This window comes from Syntrophobacterales bacterium (assembly GCA_019429105.1).
Lineage (GTDB): Bacteria > Desulfobacterota > Syntrophia > Syntrophales > UBA5619 > DYTH01.
Genome location: JAHYJE010000021.1, coordinates 42,486 through 61,741, shown reverse-complemented (window position 1 = coordinate 61,741; position 19,256 = coordinate 42,486). Strand labels below are relative to the sequence as shown.

19 protein-coding genes are annotated in these 19,256 nt (G+C 55.8%); 17 read left to right on the top strand and 2 right to left on the bottom strand.

The annotated features are described in order from the left end of the window. The 16 genes from K0B01_08870 to K0B01_08795 all read left to right on the top strand — a co-directional run. Nucleotides 1-188, top strand: a 188-nt coding sequence (locus tag K0B01_08870; protein ID MBW6486244.1) for a hypothetical protein, incomplete at its 5' end; no start/stop codon positions are given. Between the two features lie 17 nt (nucleotides 189-205). Beyond that, a complete protein-coding gene (locus K0B01_08865; protein MBW6486243.1) occupies nucleotides 206-757 on the top strand; it encodes a PHP domain-containing protein in 552 nt (183 codons plus the stop codon). Nucleotides 758-903: 146 nt separating this feature from the next. After that, nucleotides 904-2,058 carry a thiolase family protein gene (locus K0B01_08860; protein MBW6486242.1) on the top strand — a complete coding sequence of 385 codons (1,155 nt, stop codon included), beginning with the start codon at nucleotides 904-906 and terminating at the stop codon, nucleotides 2,056-2,058. A gap of 3 nt (nucleotides 2,059-2,061) precedes the next feature. Continuing rightward, nucleotides 2,062-3,261 (top strand): thiolase family protein, encoded by a 1,200-nt coding sequence (locus tag K0B01_08855; protein ID MBW6486241.1) that lies wholly within the window; start codon nucleotides 2,062-2,064, stop codon nucleotides 3,259-3,261. A gap of 10 nt (nucleotides 3,262-3,271) precedes the next feature. Continuing rightward, entirely contained in the window at nucleotides 3,272-4,462 is a 1,191-nt protein-coding gene (locus K0B01_08850) for an SCP2 sterol-binding domain-containing protein (GenBank protein MBW6486240.1), read from the top strand. An 11-nt stretch (nucleotides 4,463-4,473) separates the two neighbouring features. After that, nucleotides 4,474-5,901 (top strand): 3-keto-5-aminohexanoate cleavage protein, encoded by a 1,428-nt coding sequence (locus tag K0B01_08845; GenBank protein ID MBW6486239.1) that lies wholly within the window; start codon nucleotides 4,474-4,476, stop codon nucleotides 5,899-5,901. Between the two features lie 23 nt (nucleotides 5,902-5,924). Continuing rightward, nucleotides 5,925-7,760, top strand: a complete 1,836-nt coding sequence (locus K0B01_08840; GenBank protein MBW6486238.1) for a long-chain fatty acid--CoA ligase — start codon at nucleotides 5,925-5,927, stop codon at nucleotides 7,758-7,760. Nucleotides 7,761-7,808: 48 nt separating this feature from the next. Beyond that, nucleotides 7,809-8,273, top strand: a complete 465-nt coding sequence (locus K0B01_08835) for a Zn-ribbon domain-containing OB-fold protein (GenBank protein ID MBW6486237.1) — start codon at nucleotides 7,809-7,811, stop codon at nucleotides 8,271-8,273. A 12-nt stretch (nucleotides 8,274-8,285) separates the two neighbouring features. Beyond that, on the top strand, nucleotides 8,286-9,431 hold the full coding sequence (locus K0B01_08830; protein ID MBW6486236.1) for a thiolase family protein: 1,146 nt from the start codon (nucleotides 8,286-8,288) through the stop codon (nucleotides 9,429-9,431). Nucleotides 9,432-9,442: 11 nt separating this feature from the next. Then, nucleotides 9,443-10,600 (top strand): thiolase family protein, encoded by a 1,158-nt coding sequence (locus tag K0B01_08825; protein MBW6486235.1) that lies wholly within the window; start codon nucleotides 9,443-9,445, stop codon nucleotides 10,598-10,600. Between the two features lie 19 nt (nucleotides 10,601-10,619). Continuing rightward, nucleotides 10,620-11,084 (top strand): Zn-ribbon domain-containing OB-fold protein, encoded by a 465-nt coding sequence (locus tag K0B01_08820; GenBank protein MBW6486234.1) that lies wholly within the window; start codon nucleotides 10,620-10,622, stop codon nucleotides 11,082-11,084. Nucleotides 11,085-11,107: 23 nt separating this feature from the next. Next, nucleotides 11,108-11,716: a TetR/AcrR family transcriptional regulator gene (locus K0B01_08815; protein ID MBW6486233.1), complete on the top strand. Its 609-nt coding sequence runs from the start codon at nucleotides 11,108-11,110 to the stop codon at nucleotides 11,714-11,716. 20 nt (nucleotides 11,717-11,736) lie between these two features. After that, nucleotides 11,737-12,891 carry an acyl-CoA dehydrogenase family protein gene (locus K0B01_08810; GenBank protein ID MBW6486232.1) on the top strand — a complete coding sequence of 385 codons (1,155 nt, stop codon included), beginning with the start codon at nucleotides 11,737-11,739 and terminating at the stop codon, nucleotides 12,889-12,891. A gap of 40 nt (nucleotides 12,892-12,931) precedes the next feature. After that, entirely contained in the window at nucleotides 12,932-14,104 is a 1,173-nt protein-coding gene (locus K0B01_08805; protein ID MBW6486231.1) for an acyl-CoA dehydrogenase family protein, read from the top strand. Nucleotides 14,105-14,163: 59 nt separating this feature from the next. Further along, a complete protein-coding gene (locus K0B01_08800; protein ID MBW6486230.1) occupies nucleotides 14,164-14,601 on the top strand; it encodes a MaoC family dehydratase N-terminal domain-containing protein in 438 nt (145 codons plus the stop codon). 184 nt (nucleotides 14,602-14,785) lie between these two features. Then, nucleotides 14,786-15,172 (top strand): MaoC family dehydratase, encoded by a 387-nt coding sequence (locus K0B01_08795; GenBank protein MBW6486229.1) that lies wholly within the window; start codon nucleotides 14,786-14,788, stop codon nucleotides 15,170-15,172. A 105-nt stretch (nucleotides 15,173-15,277) separates the two neighbouring features. Here the strand turns inward: K0B01_08795 and K0B01_08790 are convergent, their stop codons facing one another. Continuing rightward, a complete protein-coding gene (locus K0B01_08790) occupies nucleotides 15,278-16,294 on the bottom strand; it encodes a hypothetical protein (GenBank protein ID MBW6486228.1) in 1,017 nt (338 codons plus the stop codon). Between the two features lie 278 nt (nucleotides 16,295-16,572). On the opposite strand from K0B01_08790, the gene K0B01_08785 reads away from it, so the two are divergent. Then, nucleotides 16,573-18,222 carry a transposase gene (locus tag K0B01_08785; protein ID MBW6486227.1) on the top strand — a complete coding sequence of 550 codons (1,650 nt, stop codon included), beginning with the start codon at nucleotides 16,573-16,575 and terminating at the stop codon, nucleotides 18,220-18,222. Here K0B01_08785 and K0B01_08780 read toward each other — a convergent pair. Next, nucleotides 18,198-19,211, bottom strand: a complete 1,014-nt coding sequence (locus K0B01_08780; protein ID MBW6486226.1) for a hypothetical protein — start codon at nucleotides 19,209-19,211, stop codon at nucleotides 18,198-18,200. The genes K0B01_08785 and K0B01_08780 overlap by 25 nt on opposite strands. Nucleotides 19,212-19,256 lie beyond the last annotated feature (45 nt).

Sequence of the window (19,256 nt, the reverse complement as noted above, 5' to 3'; positions counted from 1 at the left end):
CCCGAAAGCGCAGCTTAATGTCCATAATGTCTCTATCGGGAATATGGTTTTTTCAAGCAGTTAGAACCAGATTCCCGCTCAGAATCGTTGCGGGAATGACAAGAATGGGGAGTTTTGCAATTGCCTCAATCGTCCAAGAGAAATATCCGCGAATCAACAAATCTGGTGAACTGTTATTTTTTTGGTGAACGACAGGTTGACATCTATGCTCCTCAAAGGCTGTTTACATACGCACACCACTTGCTCGGACGGCGAGCTTTCCCCCCAGGAAGCCGCCGCGGCCTACGAAGCAAAAGGATATGATTTTATAGCCTTTACGGATCACGATCACCTGCTGAAGAAAAACTATCTCGACCTTTACCGGCAGGTAAAAACGGACATGATTATTTTTTACGGCATCGAGCTTACGGTCTTTGTCAATGGCTATGTACACGTGGGAAAAATCGCCGGCGACCAGGAAGAACTGCATATTTTCAACCACATCGGCGAATATGACTTTACCCCGGAGCAGTTGCTGGCGCGGCTTGCCGAACTGGAGAAGCTGTATCCCCTGGATGCGGTGGAAATAACGAAGAAGGGCTTTCGCGATCGTGTTTTCGAAGCGCTGGCGATAGCCTATCCCAAAATCGCCTCCGATGACTCGCACACGGCCGCCGGCATCGGCAGGGCCTGGGTGGAGCTGGATGCGAAGCGGGAAAAGGATGCGATCATCAAGTCAGTAAAAAAGGGAGAATTCTGGAATTGCTATCTGCACTGAGACGCATTGGGCGGGCTGCAAAACCGCCTCTGCAAATGACGGTCGCCCGTCCAGACGGCGGGATAGCGGAAAATAATTTCATTAGCAATATAACGATATGATTGGCATAAACTATATTCCCCCTCAAACAGGAAGGAGCGTTGGCAATGGGTAGAAGATTAGCTGTCTGTGCCGTGGCGCAGATTAAAAATCATCCCAATTATCACTATTTGCGCTTTCAAAACATGCTGCTCGACTGCTTCGAGCCGATCATGGAACAGACGCAGGCGACCTTCGACATGGAAACGGGCATCCGCACCATCATCACCTGCTCGGATGACGTGTTCGATGCGCGCACAATCTCCGACAACGGCATCACGGATGTCGTGGGAGCACACTTCCGCGGGGAGGAAAAGATCGCACAGGAGAGCATCAATGGCCTCGGCTACGCGATGGCCTGCATCCTTTCCGGTCACGACGACGTCATCCTGTTTATGGGCCACTGCAAGGAGTCGCAGGGGGAAAGCCGCCGGATGGTTTCCAACCTCGCCTATGACCCCTTCTACTGCCGGCCCCTCGGCATGGACTACCACAACGTGGCCGCCCTGCAGGCCCGGGCTTATATGGAAAAATCGCAGATTACCGACGCGCAGCTGGCAAAAATAGTGGTGCGCTCCCGCAAGAACGGGGCAAAAAACCCCTATGGCCGCGAAAATAAACTCGTTGACGAGGAGGAAGTGCTGAATTCTCCTTTGTACTCGGACCCGCTAAGGGAGCTGCACCTCTATCCGGTCACCGATTGGGCTTACGGAATGCTGCTGTGCAGCGAAGAGCGGGCAGCGGAGTTTACGAAAAATCCCGTCTGGATCACCGGCTATGGAAGCTGCATGGACCGGTATTTCATGGGCGACCGGGACCTTGCGTCCAACTTTTCGCTGAAAAATGCCGCCCAGCGGGCGTACGCGATGGCCGGGATCAAAGACCCCCGGAAGGAGATTCAGCTTTTCGAGCTTGCCGACCAGGCAGCGTATCAGCTCCCCATGTGGGCCGAGGGGGTCGGCATTGCCGATGAAGGGCAGGGCGGCCAATGGATTGACGAGGGCGGCATGGAGACATTCAACGTGAACCTGTCCGGGGGACAACTGAATGGCAACCCGCTGCTCCTCGGGGGGGCGGCCAGGGTTATTGAATGCTACTATCAGCTCTCCCGGCAGGCCGGTGAGCGACAAGTCGAAAACGCGAAGCGGGCCGTCGCCCAGGCGGCAACCGGCGGGGCCGGGCAGCATCAGGCGGTAATCGTCATGGAAACGCAGGGGGGTTGAGGAATGGCGCATCACAAGAAAAACAGAAATGTCGGCATTATCGGCATCGGCCAGACGAAGCATTCCAGCCATCGCGAGGACGTCAACCAGCCGGAATTGATCCATGAAGCCGTCAGATTGGCGCTGCAAGACGCGAACCTGACCATGAAGGACATCGACTGCGTCGTACACGGCAACATGGAGCTCTTTGAGATGGTCCACCAGCCGGATCTCTGGCATGTTTTGGGAACCGGCGCGTACGGCAAGGACTGCATCCGGATCACCACCGGCGGCACGGTGGGAGCGACGCTTTCCTGCGCTTCGGACAATCTCGCGGCGTCTGGCATGTACGATATCGTCATGGCGATCGGCTTTGAGAAACTGCAGGAGGGACACACAACGGGCGGCATCACCAACATGGCGGATCCCCTCTGGTTTCGTAAAATTCAGGCGGGGGCGCTTACCGGCTCCTCGGCCTACGACGTCGAACGGGAATTCGGTTTGGAGCGGGCCAACCGGGCGTCCCTTACCTACCGCATCATCATGGACAAGCACGCGTGCCTCAACCCCAACGCACACCGCGCCTTCGGCCTTGAATTCAGCCAGATCGACGATTTGATCCGCACCTCGCCTAAACTCGTGGGCGAGCTGAAACTCATAGAAATGTGCTCCCAGTCCGACGGGGCTTGCTGCGTCATCTTCGCCTGCGAGCAGAAGGCGAAGGAGCTTGCCCGGACGCCGGTCTGGATACGGGATCATATCACCGTCCATCGGGAGGAAACCTTCAACATCTTCGGCTACGACCGGAAAGTCCCCGTCATCAAGACGCATAAATTCGCGGCCGAGCAGCTCTTTGGGCGCAACGGGATCAAAGACCCGCTAAACTACTTTGACGTGTTCGAAATGTACGATCCGGCCACCTGGTGGGCTATCGACTGGCTCCGGGACTTTTTTGCCCTGCACGGCGATGAGCACCTCAAGCTCGTCGAGAACAAGGAAATCATGATCGGTGGCAGAATGCCCATCAATCCCTCGGGCGGCGTTATCGGGTCGAACCCCATCGGGGCCACCGCGCTGATCCGGGTGGCCGAGGCGGCGCTGCAGGTGCGCGGCAATGCCGGCCCGCACCAGATTCCCACTCCGGTGAAGCACGCGCTTGCCTCCGGGTTCGGCGGCACCATGTGGACCGTAATGACAATGCTGGAAAAGGAACTGAACTGGTAGGAGGATAGCGATGGCAGAATACTGGGGCGTCACAGTAGCAGATATCTTCAACTCGATGCCGGAGCGTTTCCGGCCCGAAGGGGCGAAGGATGTCGAAGCGGTTTTCGGCTACGACATCAAGGACGAAGGGAAATGGCAACTGACGGTAAAGAATAACGCGATGACGCTCGCAAAGACCGACGACCTCTCCCACTGCGTCGCGACGATGGCAGCCGACGGGGAGACCTTTGTCGGGGTCAACGTCGGCAAGGTTGATGCAACAAACGCCTTCATAAGCGGCAAGTTCCGGATTGAAGGCGACATGGCCGCCTTCGGGAAGACCGGCCGGCTTTTCCGCAAATTCGTCCTTGCCAAAAAGGAGATGACGACAAGGGAGTATCTCGCCGACATGTTCGCGACCATCGTGCCGCGGTTCAAGGCCCAAGAAGCCGAGGGGCTCGAGGCCTCCTTTGCTTTCGATCTCGGCGGGGCGGAGGGCGGCCAGTGGAGCGTCTTCATCAAGGACAAGGCCTGCACGGTCACGACGACCATCGAGGGCAAACCGACTGTAACGCTGGAATTTAACGACGCCCGGGATTACGTTGACTTCATCCTCGGGAAGATCGACGCCCAGAGCATCCTGGCGGCCGGAAAGGCGGCCGCCAAAGGCGACATCAACATGATGGCGTCGAAATGGCCTCTCCTGTTCGAGAAATACAAGGACCCCCTGGCCGGGAACGTCCAGGAGCAGGAATTGCTGACGCTGAAAAAGACCATCTCGATCAATCAGAGGTTTGCAACCGGCCCCGTGATGGGGAAGTTTCTCCGGGGGTTGAAGGATAAAAAGATATACGCCAATAAATGCCCCCGGTGCGGCCGCCTGCAACTCCCGCCGCGGGAGGTTTGCGCGGAATGCCGGGTGCGCGCCGCTGAATTCGTGGAGGTCGGACCCAAGGGTGAAGTCCGCTACATGGACGTCGTTTACTACGCCCTGCCCGATCCACTGACCGGCGTGGCCCGGGAAACTCCCTACGGATCAATCAACATCCTTTTGGACGGCTGCAAGGGCAATGAAACCCTGCCGCACTTTATCCGGAAGGATCAGATAGAAAAGATTCAGGCGGGCTGGAACGAAAACAAGGGAACCCGCGTCCGCCCCGTCTGGGAGGAAAACCGGAGCGGGGATATCTGGGACATTAAATACTTCGAGATAGATGAGTAAGGAGAGGGGATATGGCAAAAGAGCAGGTCGCTGGATTTGAAGACAGCTATGAAGTCGAAGGTAAAATGGCGCTCCCCTACACCTACTTCGCCGGGCGGGTGGGCAGCAAATTTATTACAACCATTCGCGATCAGCAGAAAATCATGGGCGTAAAATGCCCCGCCTGCAACACCGTCTATCTCCCGCCCCGGCAGGTATGCGACAAGGACTTTACCGACATCCGCGACAACTGGGTAGAGCTGAACAATACCGGCACGGTGACCACCTTCACGGTAGTGCGCTACGACGACCGGCACCTGCCGCGGCCTGCCCCCTATGTCCTGGCCCTCATCCAACTCGACGGCGCCGGCACGCCGTTTATGCACATCGTAGAGGAGTGCAAAATCGAGGACGTGAAGATCGGGATGAAGGTAGAGGCGGTCTTTGCCAAAGAGACGACGAACACCATCCTCGACATCGATCATTTTAAACCAGCGCCCGAAAAAATCTCTATTCACGCGCTCAACACGGCCCGGAAGCAATGGAATCCTGCGGACGAACCAGCGACTAACGAAAAACGAAAAGGAGGAAAACCCGATATGGCAACGCCAGTTATCATTGCCGCAGCGCTCACCGGCGCGGCAACCATGAAGAACCAAAACCCGTCCGTGCCCTACACGCCGGAGGAATTTGCCGAAGAAGCCTGGAAGTGCTGGCAGGCCGGCGCGGCCATGGTGCATGTGCATGCGCGGGAAGACGGCGGCATGGCCACCCATGATCACGGCCGGATCAAGGCAACCCACGACGCCATCAAGGACAGGTGTCCGGAACTCATCGTCAACCTGAGCTCCGCCGTCGGCATGGGCAAAACAGCCGAGCAGCGGATCTCCCAGATCGTCGCGATCAAGCCCGAGATGGCGTCGCTTAACACCAACACGATGAATTTCGGCATTGTCGAGAGAAAAACAGGAAAGATATTCATTGATTATGTGTTTGAAAACACCTTCACCATGCTGCAGGATTTCAGCCGGGCGATGGAAGAAAACGGCGTGAAGCCGGAGATCGAATGCTACGACATGGGCGGTTTGGACAACACCCTGCTGATCGCCCGGCAGGGCATCTTCAGCGACCCGATGAATTTCAACTTTGTCTGGGGAGTGGCGGGCGGGCAGGCTTTCCGCGCCGAATCGTTCATCGCCATGATGAACGCGCTGCCGCCGCGGGCCAACTTTACCACCTGCGGCGTCGGCACGGACGAGTTCCCCTGCATCATGCAGTCGTGCCTGCTCGGCGGACACATGCGGGTGGGGCTGGAGGACAACATCCGGATGCCGGACGGCCGGCTGGCCCGGGGAAGTTACGAACTGGTGGAAGTGGCAGTGAGTATTGCCAGCGCCCTGGGGCGACCGGTGGCGACAGCGACCGAGGCGCGTCTGATTATGGGTATGAAGCCAAGATAGCCTTTAACTTTGGGGGATGCGCTATGGAATCATCAGAAAAAACCATGAATGATGTTTTTCGGAACCGCGCCAAAAAATACGGGGAGCGGCTTGCCGTCGAAAAAAAGATGAACGGCGTCTGGCAAGGCGCCTCCTGGAACGAGTATTACGAACGGGCGCGCGCCGTCGGCCTTGGGCTCTGGTCGCTGGGAGTCCGGAAGGGGGAGATGATTGCCATCCTTTCCGAAAACCGGCTGGAGTGGCTTTATGCGGATATGGGCGCACTCGGAATCGGCGCCTGCGTCATCCCGATCTACCCGACGCTGGCGGCCGAGGAGATCGAATATATTGTCAATAATTCCGAAGCGAAGGTTATTATCCCGGAAAACCAAAACCAGCTCGAAAAGGTGCTGGAGATTGTGGATAAGTGCCCCCGCCTCGAAAAGATCATTGTCATGGAGGAAGCGGAGGCTAAGGGGCACCCCCGGATTATCAGTTTCCGGGCTCTGCTGGAGCTGGGCCGGAATGAACACGCCGCAGACCCCAAGCTTTTTGAGAAGCTGTCCCGGGAAGTCACCGCTGACGACTTGGCGACGATTGTTTATACATCCGGGACCACCGGATTGCCCAAGGGCGCGATGATCACCCATGGGAATGTTTTCTGGGTGGTCCAGTCCCTGGACCGGATTCTGCCCCATTTCGCCTCCGACCGGGACTGCACGGTTCCGTTCCTGCCCCTTTCCCATGTTTTTGAACGGATTGCCGGCCACTTCTATGGCATGTACTGCGGCATCACCGCTTCCTACGCCCAGAGCATCGACACGCTGCTTAGTGATTTTGCGGAGAAGCGGCCCACGATGATCCTCGCCGTTCCGCGCGTCTGCGAAAAGGTTTACCAGAAGATCATGGCGCAGGTGAAAGAGCAATCCCCCTTCAAACAGAAGGTTTTTATCTGGGGGCAGCAGGTCGGCAGCCGCATCAGCGAGCTCCGCGAAAGGCACACGCCCATCCCGTTTTTTTTGAAGCTCCAGTACAAACTCGCCTATGCGATCATCTTCAAAAAACTCCAGGACAAATTAGGCGGACGGGTCACCTGGATGACGGCCTCCGGCGCCCCCACTGCCCCGGAGATCATTCGCTTTTTCAACGCCGCCGGCATTACGGTCATTCAGGGATACGGCATGACGGAAACGACGGCGCCCGCCACCATGCAGTCGCTGGCTGATTACCGGATAGGTACCACCGGCAAGCCGCTCCCCGGCCAGGACATCAAGATAGCCGCCGACGGAGAGATTTTGATCAAGGGCGGCAACGTGACAAAGGGATACTGGAAATTGCCGAAGGAAACCAGCGAATCCTTTACGCCGGATGGATATTTTCTGTCGGGCGATATCGGAAAGTTCGATGAAGAGGGCAATCTGCTCATCACCGACCGCAAAAAGGACATCCTCATTACCTCGGGCGGCAAGAATGTCGCCCCGCAGAAGATCGAGGGTTTATTCAAGTCGGATCCGCTCTTCACCCAGTTTATCGTCATCGGGGAAAAGAAAAAGTACCTGACCGGGCTTTGCAACATCGATCTGGACCTGGCAGCGATGATCGCGGCAGAAAAAAATATCCCCTGCCAAAAACCGGCCGATTTGCTGGATAATGCCCTTTTTCTGGCCATCGTCCGGCAACATGTCGAGGAGCGCAATACACATTTAGCCCGGTATGAAACAATCAAGGATTACCGAATCATCGGGGATGATTTTTCACAACAGGGCGGCGAGCTGACGGCAACGCTCAAACTGAAGCGGCGGGTGGTTATCGAGAAGTATCAGGCCATGATCGCCGAGATGTATGAAAAAGAGGCCGTAGATGAGCTGTATCGTAAATAATGGTCTGCAGCAGTAACTGCGCTGGCGCACAAGAAGAGGAGAACAAGCATGTCGCAATTTCCAGGCATTGAACCGATGGTCTGCCATAGCAAGATCAATATCCCCTATTCCTGGTGGGCCGGCAACACGGCGAGCAGATTTTTTACAGCCCTGCGGGATGAAAAAAGCATAATGGGGACAAAATGCCCGGCCTGCGGCAGGGTATTTTGTCCCCCCCGCAAGGTTTGCCCGATCTGCTTTACTGAAAATACGCAGTGGGTGGAGCTGGCATGCGAGGGGCGCGTCCTTTCCTTTACCGTGGCAAGGCGCCAGTTTGCCGCCATCCCCAAGAATCGAAAGGCACCGGTCATCTGGGGGCTGATCAAACTCGACGGCGCCGACACCGCCCTGCTGCATTATATAGACGAAATAGAGCCGGAAGGCGTGGCCATCGGCATGCGCGTAAAGGCGGTGTTCTCCGAGGCGCGCACGGGCGGCATCCTGGATATTTCGCATTTCCGGCCAACAAAATAAGGAGCCAGCGACATGGACAGAGCGGCGATAATCGGCGTCGGCATGACCAAAATAGAAAAAAACAAGGTGCGGGAGACCTTCGCCGACATGGCGTGGGAGGCCGTAAACAAGGCCCTGAACGATGCGGGCATGACGATTGCCGATATCGACAACGTGGTGACCACCTCCAGCGACTTCTGGGACGGACGGACGATTTCCTGCATGGCCGTAGGAGACGCCAGCGGCGCGGCCCACAAAAACGTCTCCTGCGTCGAGGGGGACGGCGCCTACGGGGCGCTTTACGGGATGACCCGCTGCCTTTCCGGCTCATACAAAACCACGCTGGTCACCGGACATTCCAAGGGTTCCGAGGGCGTATCGAGCCTCATCACCAATGCGGCCTTCGATCCCATCTACGAACGCGCCCTCGGCCTGGACATGGTTACCGCCTGCGCGTTGCAGGCCAGGGCATACATGCACCGCACCGGGACCACTGAGGAGCAGTTGGCGCTGGTATCGGTGAAGAACCACGGCAATGCGCTCAAAAACCCGCTTACGCAGCTCCCGCTGAAAATCACCGTTCAGGATGTACTCGCCTCCGAGCCAATCGCCGACCCGCTCCACAAGCTGGACTGCTCACCGGTGTCCGATGGGTGCGCGGCGGTCATTATCGCCCACGAATCGGTGGCGACCAGGTTCAGGCAGAGGCCCGTCTGGATCAGGGGCGTTTCGTTTTGCGCGGACAGCTTCTTTTTGGGCGACCGGAACCTCTCCCGCGCCCGGGCGCTGGCCGCAGCGGCGAAGAAGGCCTACGCTATGGCCGACATCAATGACCCGAAAAAAGAGATCGATGTTGTCGAACTGCACGACGCCTTTACCTATCAGGAACTCCTGTGGCTCGAGGAAATGGGGCTTGCCGAGGCGGCGACGGCCGGGAAACTCCTCGAAAAGGGCGATTTTGACAGAAACGGCCGGCTGCCGGTAAATGCCTCCGGCGGACTGCTTTCCGGCCACCCGGTTATCGCCGCCGGCCTCTACAGCCTGGCCGCAGTGGTCAGGCAGATTCGGGGCGACGCGGGAGGATTTCAGGTAAAAAAGGCAAAAACCGGTCTGGCGCACGGGGTAAACGGGCTTGCCGGCCAGTCCCACTGCGTGTTTATCCTGGACCGGGACAAGTAGGAGGAAGAAACATGGCAAAAAGAGTGGCAATTGTCGGAACCGGCCAGACATTCCATACGAGCCACCGTCCGGATGTAAACGGACAGGAGCTCATTAACGAGGCGGTTATCCGGGCGCTCAACGACGCCGATCTGCAGATGAAAGACATCGATGCCATCGTCATCGGCAATATGGACCACTTTGAGGGAATCAATTACGTCGATTGCTGGAGCGTGGACGGCTCCGGCGGCACGATGAAGCCCATTATCAAGCTGACCACCGGCGGGACCACCGGCTGCACTGTAGCTATTGGCGGATATCATCTGGTCGGGTCGGGGATGTTCGACAGGGTTTTGATCATCGGCTGGGAGAAGAACTCCGAGTCGGACACCACCGGCGCCATCACCACCGCCTTTGATCCCATCTGGGATCGCCTGGTATTCGCCGGCGCGATTTCGGGACTGGCCGCGGAGGCGCAGGCCTACATGGCCCGCTACGGCGCTACCGACCGCGACGCCGCCCGGGTGAGCGTTCGCGACCGAAAACACGCACTCAACAACCCCCACGCGCATCTCCGCCGGGAGGTAACCCTCGAACAAGTGCTTGCCTCCCCGATCCTGGCCGATCCGATCCATCTGCTGGACGTCTGCCCCCGTTCCGACGGCGCATGCGCCGTCATTATGGCCAGCGAAGACGTCGCGGAGAAGATCTGCCCGCAGCCCGACTGGATTTTGGGCACGGCGGCGCGCCATTCATACAGTTATCTCGGCGACGCCGATTACGGACGGCTCACCAGCATGCGCGAGGGCTCGCAGGAACTCTGGAAGAAGGCGGGCATCCGGGAGCCGCGCAAGGAACTGGACGTAATCGAGCTCTACCAGCCCTATTCGTTCGGCGGTCTGATCTGGATTGAGGACATGGGCCTTGTCGGCCCCGGCGAGGCGCCGCGGTATATCTGGGACGGCAATACCGACATGGGCGGCGAGCTTCCCATCAACCCGTCCGGCGGCGTTATCTCCTGCAATCCCATCGGGGCAACCGGGCTTATCCGGTGCGCCGAGGCGGCGCTGCAGGTGATGGGGAAGGCCGAGTACAGGCAGGTTCCGGACGTCAAGCTTGCCTTCAGCAGTGGGTTCGGCGGCTGCTGGTGGACCGATATGATCCTGCACGGCAGGAAAAAACCGCATTGATTTCAGGGGAGTAAAAATTATGGTCAGGCCAGAACAGCTCATCATCGCCTCAGGCGACGCGGTTCAACCCTTTGCGTATAGCGTGGGGATGCACGGGAGCAGGTTTTTTACAGAGATACGGGACAACTGTCGTTTTATGGCGGTTCGGTGTCCCCGGTGCAAAAAGGTTTATATCCCGCCGCGCGCGGTCTGCGGGGACTGTTTTGTGGAGATGAAGGAGTGGGTCGAAGTAGGGCCGCAAGGGGTCATCGGCACCTTTACCATTATTCGCTTTGCCTTCCTCGATCCGGAAACAGGCAGGCAGAAGCCGGTCCCCTATGGTTACGGCTTCATCAAACTGGACGGCGCCGATACCCTTTTTCAGCACTACATCAGCGTCGAGGAGGAAAAAAGGCTCCGAATCGGCGCCCGGGTCGCACCGGTATTTTCCAGGGAGCGAAAAGGCAGCATCCGGGATATTGAGTATTTTAAGGTAACAGATTGATCTTGATGGAGAGAGCGCCGATAATGATGGATGAGCAAAATAAAAATGATTTATTGAATCTGCGACGCGCCCAGTTGACCAAAGCGGCGTACAAGGTCGTAGGCGAGAAGGGTTATTCCGATTTCACGATCAGGGACATCGCCGAGGAGGCCGGCCTGTCAACGGGGCTGGTCCACTATTATTTCAAGAACAAGGCGGAACTTCTGTTCAAGCTGTTGAAGGAGATGAACGCGAAACTCGGTAATAATCTCCAAAGGGCGCTGGCAGCGCTGACCGAACCGCAGGACAAACTGCTGGCCTTCTGCGACGAGGCGTTCGCTCTGGTGGATAAGGAAAAGGCTTATTTTTACGTGTTGATCGATTTTTGGGGACAGATGAATCACGACAGCCGGATTCGCCAGGCCAATATCAAGCTTTACCAGAGCTACCGCGACGAGATCGCCGCCATTATCGAGGAGGGGGCGGCAAAAGGCGTGTTCATGGCCGTGGATGTCAAAACTACTTCCGTCATCATCGTTGCCCTGATTCAGGGGACCATCATCCAGTACGTGATTGATAACGAGGCCTTTTTCTATCCCGAGCTCCGGGAGAAAATCAAGGCGCAGATTCTCTCTTTGGTCGTCAAACAATAATAATCCATTAGGGGGCATTCATGGAATTCGGTTATACGGACGAGCAGTTAATGTTTAAAGAATCGGTCTATAAGTACGCGAAAAAAGAAATCGTGCCGCTGGTCGAGGAGGCTGACCTCAAGGGCGAGTTTTCGCTGGAGGTATGGCAGAAGCTCGGAGAGATGGGGCTTCTGGGCCTGCCGTTTCCGGAGGAACTGGGCGGGGGCGGCGCCAGCGTCGTGACCTGTTGCCTGGCAGGCGAAGCCCTGGGACATGCCGGCGTCGATCAGGGACATCTGCTGGCAATGGGGGCGCATACGTATTTGTGCACGGATACCATCTTCAAGCATGGAACGCCTGACCAGCTCAAAAAGTACATCCCGAGGCTTGCCGGCGGCGAGTGGATCGGCTGCATGGGGCTCACCGAACCGGGCGCCGGTTCCGACGCCGCGTCGCTCACTACTACGGCGGTCAAACGGGGCGACAAATGGATCCTCAACGGCACAAAGACCTTCATTACCAACGCCCCGGTCTGCAACGTCTGCGTCGTTTATGCCACGGTCGATCGGGCGCTGAAGCACAACGGGATTACCGCCTTCATTGTCGAGCGGGGCTTCCCCGGCTTTGCAACCGGCAAGCCCTTCCACAAGACGGGGGTGCGGGCCTCCGCCACCGCCGAGGTGATTCTCGACAACTGCGATGTCCCGGAGGAAAACCTGCTGGGCGAGATCGGCAAGGGCTTTGAATACACCCACGAGACCCTCTCCTGGGACAGAAGCTCACTGCTTTCACCCTTCATCGGCGGCATGCAGTTCGCCATCGAGGCGTGCACCAAGTACTCGCAGGAGCGGGTGCAGTTTGGAAAACCGCTGAACGCCTTCCAGGCGATCCAGCACAAGCTGGCGGATCTCCGGATTATCAAAGAGGCAGCGCGCATGGTCGTTTACCGGGTTGCCCATGACAAGGACTCCGGCAAACCGCTCGATCACATGCATACCTCCATCGCGAAGGCGATTGTGGGCGACTGGGGCGTGAAAGCCGCCAATGATGCAGTCCAGGTCTTCGGCGGTTACGGGTACATCCATGAATACCCGATCGAGCGGTTCCTCCGGGATGCGAAGCTCGGGCAGATCGGCGGCGGAACCTCCGAAATTCAGCGGCTCATCATCTCCCGTATCCTGAGCTACTTCTCATGACACGCCCGGAAACGGAATAATTAGACAGGAGAATAATATCATGAACTATGATTTGACGCCGGAGCAGTTATCCATAAAGGACAATTTTACGAAGTTCTGCACGAAGGAAATAGAACCGCGCGCTGAAATTCTTGACAGGGCTGCGCCTGAAGAAGCGGGCAGACTGATGAAGGAAAACATCAAAATGATGGCGGGCATCGGCTATCTGGGGATCGGCCACGAAGAGGCTTACGGCGGTACAAATCTCGATTTGATCAGTCAGGCGATCGCCGGAGAAGCTGTGGCTGCCGCCTGCGCTTCCACGTTTTTATCCTGCGGCGCCTCCAGCGGCCTCTTCGGCATGCCGCTTAGGCTGTTCGGCACTGCCGCGCAGAAAGAAAAATACCTTCCCGGCATCATCAAGGGCGAGCTCATCGGCTGCTTTGGCCTTACCGAACCGGAAGCCGGCTCGGATGCTGCTTCCATCAGGACAACCGCTGTGAAAAAGGGCGACCGATGGGTACTTAATGGAACCAAGACCTTCATCACCAACGCGACGATCGCCGATGTCGCGCTGATCTTCGCCTATAACGACAAAGAGAAGGGACCGGCGGACGGCGTTACCTGCTTTCTTGTAGAGCGCGACACCCCGGGATTTTCAGCGGGCAAGCCGTTCGATAAAATGGGCTTCCGCGGCTCCCCCACGGCCGAGCTAATCATGGTTGATTGCGAAGTTCCGGAAAGCGCGGTGCTCGGCAAGGCGGGCAATGGTTTTATCCAGGCGATGCAGACCCTCGAATACGGCAGGATCGGCATGGCGACCGTCTGTCTGGGAATCGCGGCCAAGTGCCTGGAACACGCGAACAGGTATTCCAAGGAGCGCAAGGCCTTCGGCAAACCGATCAACCGCTTTCAGGAAATTGCCTTCAAGATTGCGGACATGATGATCATGTCCGATACAGCCAGGCTCCTCATTTACCAAGCTGCCTGGGCCAAGGAGACGAATCAGCCGGATTCAGCGGTGCTGGCGTCGGTGGCGAAGGTTTGGGCTTCCGAAGCCGCCACGCAGATCTCCAGCATGGCGGTGCAGGTGCATGGCGGTTACGGCTATATCAGGGAGTTTCCAGTGGAGCGCCTCTACCGCGATGCCAAACTGGGCGAGATCGGCGAGGGAACTTCGGAAATACAGCGGGTGCTGATCGCCAAGGATCTTATCCATAAGTATTCAACTTAAAAGGTAAAATTATGCTGTCGCCCGGATTTTGGGGGAGACAGGAACAGGGAGAGATAACTATGTCCATAGATACCAAATTCATCGGCAAAACATATCCGGCTTACACATACGAGGTGGGAAAGGAAAAAATCAAGGAGTACGCCAAGGCGATCAAGAATCTCGATCCCCATTATCTCGATGACGATTTCGCCAAAAAATCCAAATACGGCGCGATTATCGCGCCTCCCACCTTCGCGGTCGTCATTGGCGCGTATCTGATCGAACCCGTTTTCCTGGACAAGGATCTGAACCTGAACATGCCGATGATCGTCCACGGCGAGCAGGAGCTGGAATTTCTGGAGGTTATCAAGGCGGGCGATTCCATCACCAGCAGCGCGCGGATCATCGCCATCCAAAACAAGGAGAAGCTGGACGTCATTGCGATCGAGGTCAAGTCAACAAACCAGCGCGGCCATGAGGTATGCCGGGGGATATATACCTTTGTCGCAAGGAAATAAGGCATAGAAATTAAGCAATTAACAACGACGGGATAACTACGCGTCAAAACCGTAAAGAGTGCAGGTTTGACACCCATAAAAACCCCCATGCCCGAAGCGGGCACAACGAAGCATGAAAATCCCCCCTTGCCCCCCTTTGGCAAAGGGGGGATGGGGGGATTTTCATACAAACAGGAGACTCACGATGACAGTTGAAAAAGGGCAAACATTCACCGGCAGCGAGCAGGTCGATAGATACCGGTCGCTATACTACGCCGGCGCCTCGGGCGATTTCAACCCGATCCATATCGATCCCGAGTTTGGAAAGATGGTGGGGCTGGGCGGGTCGATTCTCCAAGGTCTGTGCACGCTGGCCTTTGCGGCGAAAGTCGTTACCGATTGGACCGGCGACCCGGGCCGACTTAAGAAAATAAAGTGTCGTTTCAGCGCCCCGGTCATGATGGAAGATACGATTTCCGTCGAGGGCGCCGTTACAGACGTTCAGGCGGGCCGCGCCAAGCTTGCCATCCGGGTCGTAAACCAGAACGGGTCGGAAGTGCTCCAGAAAGTCGAAGCCGAGATCGATGCGTAAAGCATGCCAAGGGGAGGGATGTTCCGGCCCTGCGCGAATGCAGATGCAGGCTCCCCGAAAGTATAGGTACTCGTTGAACTTATGAAAGCGGCTTCACTATGCAAATTACCGGGTAAAATATAAAATCAAGACCAGGGCGATCAGAAAAACTGCAAAAACGTACAATCGCCAATGGCTTTTTTTCTCGGCAAAGGGGTCCATAAACTGCCTTGACGACCCGGGCGGCAAAACCGCAAGGTGGCTGAGCGTTGTCCCGAAGGGAACGTTGATCTTCAACTTGCCGTTTACCGCCCACCCCTCCGCGTTCAGGAGCGGGCCGATGTTGCGCCGCCGGAGTTTCATGCAGGCAAGAATCATTGACGGGCCGGAAATGAGCAGGATCCCTCCGAGCAGGCCCACCGGCATCCAGATGCCCGTTCCGAAGAAGATGCCGAGAGAGCCGGTCACCATCACGCCGATGCTGCCCAACGCGACGCCAATTGCCGCGACTGTGCCGACATCGATCTTTTTGGCGGCCAAAGGCTGAACAGCGCCCCCCGAAGCGCCGCCTTTCGGTGCGACCACGGCGCCGGCGGAATCCTTCGTTTTATTCAGCGACTCCTTCTCGGCGGCCGCGGCCCGTTTCATGGCAAGCTCTTCAACTGTGCGCACAAACCACTTGTAGGGGCTGAAAAAGGCCTCCCTGATGTTGATCGGCTGCACGACAACCTTCGTTATGACAGCATCCCAGTCATTGTTTTCGACGTCGTAAAAAATTCCGTTACGGCCGACAAAAATGTCGTCGGCATCCCCGGCGGTAAATGCTGCCATGATTGATTTCTTCGTGCCATCCTTTTTGGTCAGATCGCAATAGATAAGATACATCGAGGAAAGACCGGCGGTTGCGGCATGGGCGGCAGCGTTGGTAACATCCATGCAAAGCTCCAGTTCCCGGCTATCGAGAAAAAGCCGCCCCGATTGAAAAATGCCCCGTCTGTTCAGATAGAACTCATCCAGATTTACAAAGTTCTTCAGAATCTGCAGGAAATCGCGTTTTAAAAGGGCAACCTGGCGCAATCTCTGCAATTGCAAGGCAACATCCGCCATCTTCTTGTCCGCTTCTATCAATGCCTCAATTTTCACAATATCCTGGCTGTCAACAATGATGCCCTCGTCAAAAGTCAAAACCGATATAAACGACTAAAATAATCAAATAAACATGCATATTTTCCTTAACACAGTTTGCGTAAAATGGTATAAATCATGTTAAATATTAATTATTTAAAGGTGCATACATGATTCATATCCGCGATCACCAAACTGGTTACCTTTTTGATCCTTGGGACTATCTTGGACCAAAAAGGAAGAAACTTTTATCCGAATCCTGGGCAGGTCTGTTCCGTGAACAAATTCTGTTGTCCATGCCCGTAAACAAGTTTGCCGGCTTCTTTACGGAAGACTTCGGGAGGCCGACCAAAGAGCTGTATGCCGCCCTGGGATCTCTACTCATCCAGCAGATGCATGACCTGACCGACGAAGAAACAGTATCCCAGTTTTCTTTCAACATTCAATGGCACTATGCCCTTGATATTCCTGGCGAATCAGATGAATCCAAGTACCTGTCCCTGAAAACCCTCTGGAAACTGCGTAATCTGGTCATGAGGGAGAAGCTCGACGTCGAGTTATTCAACCAGACAACGGAGGCTCTGGCAAAGGCTTTTCAGGTGGACACAACCAAACAGCGTATAGATTCGGTACATATCCGCTCCAACATGCGCCGCCTGGGAAGAATCGGCATTTTTTCCCAGAGTATCCATACGTTTCTTGTCAATCTGAAACGACGTCATCCTGATATCTTTGAAACAATTGATAAAGAGCTTGTAAATCGTTACCTGAGCGAGAAGGCGCTTAGCTGTTTTTCGTTGGTAAAACCCACAGAGTCAGGAAAGACACTGGAGGGCGTTGCTCGTGATCTTTTTGCTCTGGTTCGGCTTTTCGAGGAGAACGATGATGTTAAATCTCTCCACAGTTATAACACGCTGCTTCGTGTTCTGAAGAATCAATGCCGCGTAACGGAAGCGAAAGACGATCAGCCTGAGGCGGTGGAAGTAATCCCCCCGAAAGAGGTTCCCTCCGATTCATTGCAGAATCCTTCCGATCCCGATGCCGGGTACAGTGGTCACAAGGGGCAAGGCTATCAGGCGCAAGTAATGGAAACATATTGTGATTCCAAAGATGAAGATATTAGGGGCAAGACCCTGAATCTGATCACCCATGTGGATGTGGAATCCGCTTGCATCGGCGATGTACATGCGCTGATTCCCGCGCTGGAATCAACCAGCGCGCGCGATCTGGCCCCTGCGGAAGTGCTTGCGGATTCGCTCTACGGCAGTGATGACAACTGTGAAAAAGCGCGGGAGATGGGTATTGATATCATCTCCCCCACGATGGGAACACCGAAAGAAAAAACCTTGAGTCTTGCCGACTTTCATCAATCAGAGAAGGGAATCATCACGGCCTGTCCCCAAGGACACGCCCCTGTCAGAATATCAACAGGAAAGAAGCAGAAACATGGTGTCGCCTTTGCCTCTGAGCAATGTAACGTTTGTCCCCTCAGGGCTCAATGCCCTGTTAAAGAGGGAAAGAACGATCATTATTTATACTATGATATCAAGGCCATACGAATTGCCAAGCGTCGGGCAATGGAATACTCTCCCCAATTCAAAGACAAATACCGGTGGCGTTCCGGTATAGAGGCAACCTTCTCGGCAATGGACAAAACAACAGGAGTCAAACGACTCAGGGTTCGAGGTCTGTCTGCCGTCTCCTATTTTGCCAGGTTGAAGGCCATTGCCGTCAATATATTCCGGGCAACGAGTGTGCGCAACGTGCTCACCACACCCTCTAAGACTCCGGTATCGGTAAACTCCGGCCTTCTCAACGCTAAATTTTACCTTCAGGACACTATTTTTGTTTTCAAAGAGCAGTTTCTGAAAACTTTGGGGTTACTTGCAACCGTTTTCACGCCGCCAAGAAATGACCCCCCCTATGAGTTGAAAACCGCAGCGTGACTTTTGACGAGTTCATCAACAATGGTCCCCAGAGTTTCAACGCCCAGCGCCTCCGCCTGGATCAGCGGCTTTGCGCTCAACCACGCCCGATATGATGCAAACCGGGCTTTTACCGCCTCCCACTTTGCCGATGTCAGTTCGTTATCCAGTTCGACAAGGGCGAAGAAGGCGCGCAGAGTTTTTTCATATTCCGGATGCAGCGGTCCGTCGAGATGCAATATCCCGTCACTGTTGGGAAACGCAACCGGAAGGGCCTTCAGTGCCTCTGAATCAGGGGAAACCGTTTGCGAGAGAACAGCCGAAAAAGCCGCCTCCAACTCGCCTGTCGCAGTCCTGGTTTCCGCCATCGCCAGAAGCTTGCAGCGTTGGAAATATTCATCAAGCTGAAGATGGATTTCCTTAAAAAGGGAAACTGCCTCGCCGCTTTTTTCCCCGGCAGGCAGCAGTTCCGGATTTTTCCCCGGCTCCTCGGCCCACGCCAGATATGCCTTGGCATCCGAGACAAATTTTTCGCAGCAGGCCGCATCCAGACCTTGCGCGCCGCTGGCATCGGCGACGGAATAACCTGCGTCAATGAGCGTCTTGATCAGGGTCTGCAATCCGACGTCCTCGGTCGATTCGGGAACTACCACCCCGTCGCCGTTGAGCGGCAGCTTGGAAAACAAGGATATTGCCTTGCCGATGCCGACGAGATCAGCGCTGCTGTCGTTAGTCTGACTGGGAACCGGGGTATTTCCGGAATCAGTGGGAAGGTTTTGCGATTTTTCACTAATGATTTCATTAACATTGACAATAGCCAGACGCAGCTCTGCATCGGCTGCCTGACCGGTGGAGATTTTATCCGTCTGCTCAAAGAGAATATCGAGAGACGATAGCGCCGCCTTCAGTTCCCCAATGGTTTTGATGATATCCGGCACCCGGATTCTGCCATCCTGGTCGGCATCGAGGTGTTCGAGGGTATCGCGCATCAGATGCTGCCGGGCCGGCATGGTAAGCACCGCCCAAAGCTTCTGATCGAGCTAGTGCAGACAGGC